This window comes from Pseudomonas sp. 10-1B (genome assembly GCF_000935045.1).
In the GTDB taxonomy this organism is placed as follows: domain Bacteria; phylum Pseudomonadota; class Gammaproteobacteria; order Pseudomonadales; family Pseudomonadaceae; genus Aquipseudomonas.
Genome location: NZ_JYKS01000095.1, coordinates 1 through 3,882, shown reverse-complemented (window position 1 = coordinate 3,882; position 3,882 = coordinate 1). Strand labels below are relative to the sequence as shown.

General features: G+C 62.8%; 3 protein-coding genes. All 3 read left to right on the top strand.

The features are described from left to right. Window positions 1–262: 262 nt before the first annotated feature. The 3 genes from TZ03_RS27810 to TZ03_RS27800 are packed head-to-tail and all read left to right on the top strand — an operon-like array spanning window position 263 to window position 3,706. Window positions 263–1,366, top strand: coding sequence for a polyamine ABC transporter substrate-binding protein (locus TZ03_RS27810; protein WP_051101524.1), 1,104 nt, complete (start codon window positions 263–265; stop codon window positions 1,364–1,366). Between the two features lie 34 nt (window positions 1,367–1,400). Next, window positions 1,401–2,813, top strand: coding sequence for an aminotransferase (locus TZ03_RS27805; RefSeq protein ID WP_051101523.1), 1,413 nt, complete (start codon window positions 1,401–1,403; stop codon window positions 2,811–2,813). A gap of 53 nt (window positions 2,814–2,866) precedes the next feature. After that, entirely contained in the window at window positions 2,867–3,706 is an 840-nt protein-coding gene (locus TZ03_RS27800; protein ID WP_236692926.1) for a helix-turn-helix domain-containing protein, read from the top strand. Window positions 3,707–3,882: the final 176 nt, after the last annotated feature.

Genomic DNA, 3,882 nt, shown 5'->3' with positions numbered 1-3,882 from the left:
GGGCCAGCTCCCACAGGTGCTGCATAGACCTCAAGCCATCTGCAGACCCTGTGGGGCCAGCTCTCACAGGTGCTGCATAGACCTCAAGCCATATGCAGGCCCTGTGGGAGCTGGCTTGCCGGCGATAGGGCCAGTGGCCTTGATACAAAATTCACCTGCCAAAAAACGACCACCCACACATTCGGGGTATGTCCGCCCTCGGCAAATCCCTCGATAGTTAGCCCATCGGCTCGATCCGGAGCACTCACACGATGGAGTTGCCATGCGCAAGGTACTGAAGGTGATTGGCGGTCTGCTGCTGGCGTCTGGCGCCGGCCTGACCCAGGCGGCAGCGGTGGACAGCGGCAACACACTACGGTTGTACAACTGGACCGACTACATCGGCGAAACCACCCTGGCCGATTTCGAGAAGGCCACCGGCATCAAGGTCATCTACGACACCTTCGACGGCTACGAAACGGTGCAGACCAAACTGCTCACCGGCCGGTCCGGCTACGACCTGGTCATGCTCAACGCCTCCCTGGTGCCACCGCTGATCAGCGCCGGGGTGTTCCAGGCGCTGGACAAGCAGCAACTGCCCAGCTGGCACAACCTCGATGAACAGGTGGTGAACAACCTGCAAGGCTACGACCCTGGCCTGAAGTACTCGGCGCCCTACACCTGGGGCAGCTCGGGGGTGACCTACAACGTCGACAAGATCACCGCACGCATGCCCGATGCGCCGATCGGTTCGCTGGCCATGCTGTTCGACCCCAAGGTGGTGTCGCGTTTCGCCGACTGCGGCGTCACCCTGATGGACGCGCCAACCGAAGTCATCCCACTGGCCCTGCAGTACCTGGGCAAGAACCCGCGCAGCGCCTCGCCGGCGGACCTCAAGGCCGCCGAGCAACTGCTGCTGGGCATCCGCCCGTACATTCGCAAGTTCGATTCGGTCAACTACCTCACCAGCCTGCCCAACGGTGATGTCTGCCTGGCCTTGACCTGGTCCGGTGATTACGCCACCGCCCAGGCCCGCGCGGTGGAAGCGAAGAAGGACATCAAGCTGTCGTTCTTCATCCCGAACGAAGGCTCGCTGATCTGGTTCGACAACCTGTACATCCCCAAGGATGCGCCACACGCGGCCAACGCCCATCGCTTCATCGAGTTTCTGCTGCAGCCGCAGACCATGGCCAAGGTCACCGACTACATCCACTACGCCAACAGTAACGCTGCCGCCACCGCGCTGGTGCGTGAAGACATCCGCCAGGACCCGGCCATCTACCCCGACGCCCAGACCCGCGAGCGCCTGTTCGCCCAGAAAACCCAAGGCCCGAAGGACATGCGCGCCATCACCCGGGTCTGGAGCACGGTCAAGACCGGTTTCTGAACACTGCCCAACGATTCCCGCCAAGGAGCTGCCCATGGCCACCCCAAGCAAAGCATCCGTCATTGCCCACGACCCGCTGGTGGAAGCCGACAAGGCCCATTACATGCACGGCTACCATGTGTTCGACGAGCACCGCGAGCAAGGCGCGCTGAACATCGTTGCCGGTGAGGGGGCCTATATCCGCGATACCCACGGCAACCGCTTCCTCGATGCCGTCGGCGGCATGTGGTGCACCAACATCGGCCTGGGCCGCGAGGAAATGGCCCAGGCCATCGCCGACCAGGTACGCCAGCTGGCCTATTCGAACCCGTTCTCGGACATGGCCAACGACGTGGCCATCCAGCTGTGCCAGAAGCTTGCGCAACTGGCGCCGGGTGACCTTGACCACGTGTTCCTCACCACCGGCGGCTCGACCGCGGTCGACACCGCCTACCGGCTGATCCAGTACTATCAGAACTGCCGCGGCAAACCGCACAAGAAGCACATCATCGCCCGCTACAACGCCTACCACGGCTCCACCACCCTGACCATGTCGATCGGCAACAAGGCCGCCGACCGGGTGCCGGAGTTCGACTACGCCCACGGGCTGATCCACCACGTGTCCAACCCCAACCCGTATCGCGCCCCGGACGACATGGACGAAGCCGAGTTCCTCGACTTCCTGGTAGCCGAGTTCGAGGACAAGATCCTTTCGCTGGGCGCCGACAACGTGGCAGCGTTCTTCGCCGAGCCGATCATGGGCTCGGGCGGGGTGATCATTCCGCCCAAGGGCTACTTCGCGCGCATGTGGCAGCTGTGCCAGACCTACGACATCCTGTTCGTCGCCGACGAAGTGGTGACCTCGTTCGGGCGCCTGGGCACCTTCTTCGCCAGCGAGGAGCTGTTTGGCGTCACCCCGGACATCATCACCACCGCCAAGGGCCTTACCTCGGCCTACCTGCCGCTGGGCGCGTGCATCTTCTCCGAACGCATCTGGCAGGTGATCGCCGAACCGGGCAAGGGCCGCTGCTTCACCCACGGTTTCACCTACAGCGGTCACCCCGTGTGCTGCACCGCGGCGCTGAAGAACATCGAGATCATCGAGCGTGAGCAGTTGCTGGACCACGTCAAGGACGTTGGCGGCTACCTGGAGCAACGCCTGCAGAGCCTGCGCGAGCTGCCGCTGGTGGGGGATGTGCGCTGCATGAAGCTGATGGCCTGTGTCGAGTTCGTTGCCGACAAGGTCAGCAAGGCGCTGTTCCCGGATGCCGTGAACATTGGCGAGCGCATCCACAGCAAGGCCCAGGCCCGCGGGCTATTGGTGCGCCCGATCATGCACCTGAACGTGATGTCGCCACCCTTGATCGTCACCCATGCGCAGGTGGACGAGATCGTTGAGATCCTGCGCCTGTGCATCATCGAAACCGCGCGCGAACTCACCGCGCTTGGGCTGTACCAGGGCCGATGAACCTGGCGCAAAGGGCTGTGCGCGGGCGTGCCTGGCAGGCTAGACTGCCGGGCATGACCCAGGCCTCTCCCGATACCCCGCTTACCCTTTCACTGGGCGCATTGCAGCAATGGCATGCGGCGCTGCAACGTGCGCTGGCGCACAGCGAATCGCCCGACGCGCTGGCGTATGTGGCGGTTGCCATCAGCCAACTGGTGCAGGTGGAGTCGATGATGATCAGCCTCGAATGCCAGGGGCGGGCGCCGCAATTGTTGTACCAGCAAGGCATCCCCGACCTGCACCGCGCTGCCGTGCTGGAACGCTACTTCAGCGCCGGCTACCTGCTCGACCCATTCTGCCTGGCCGTGCAAAGCGGCCTGGCCGAGGGCTTCTACCACCTGCAGGAAATCGCCCCAGACAACTTCTTCGACAGCGATTATTACAAGGCCTACTACCTGGGCACGGGGTGCAGTGAGGACAGTTACTACATCGTCGACCTCAGCGCTGGCCGCAAGCTGTCCTTGAGCCTGTTCCAAGGCTGCAGCGGCACACGCCTGAGCGCCGGGCAAATCGACCTGCTGCGCGCGCTGGAGCCGATGGTGCGCGAACTGCTCGGGCGCTATGCCCGGCATAACCTGGAGCCTGGCACTGCATCGGCCGAGCGGGGCAGCTTGCAGGCGGCATTCGACAGCTTCGGCTGCCAGGTGCTGACCGATCGTGAACGGGAGGTGGCGCATATGATCTTGCGTGGGCATTCGGTGAAGTCCACTGCGCTGGAGCTGGGTATCTCGCCGGAGACGGTGCGCATGCACCGCAAGAATTTGTACCTGAAGCTGGAGATCAACTCGCAATCAGAGTTGTTTGCCCGCTTCATCGACTGGTTGCGCGGCGATCACCTCGAAGCTAGAGGCTGACGCGGTCATGGTAGGTCTGTATTGCTCAAATTCCGAAGGCTGATACGCCCCCTGTGGGAGCGGGTTCACCCGCGAACACGGGCGAAGCCCGTGCCATCCACAGTGGTGTCTGATTCGCGGGTGAACCCGCTCCTATCAAACAAAACATAAGTCATTGTTTTATAAGGTTTTATTTA

Excerpts from the sequence above, each read along its gene's own strand:
- TZ03_RS27810 (WP_051101524.1), top strand. The coding sequence starts at position 263 with ATGCGCAAGGTACTGAAGGTGATTGGCGGTCTGCTGCTGGCGTCTGGC.
- TZ03_RS27805 (WP_051101523.1), top strand. The coding sequence starts at position 1,401 with ATGGCCACCCCAAGCAAAGCATCCGTCATTGCCCACGACCCGCTGGTG.
- TZ03_RS27800 (WP_236692926.1), top strand. The coding sequence starts at position 2,867 with ATGACCCAGGCCTCTCCCGATACCCCGCTTACCCTTTCACTGGGCGCA.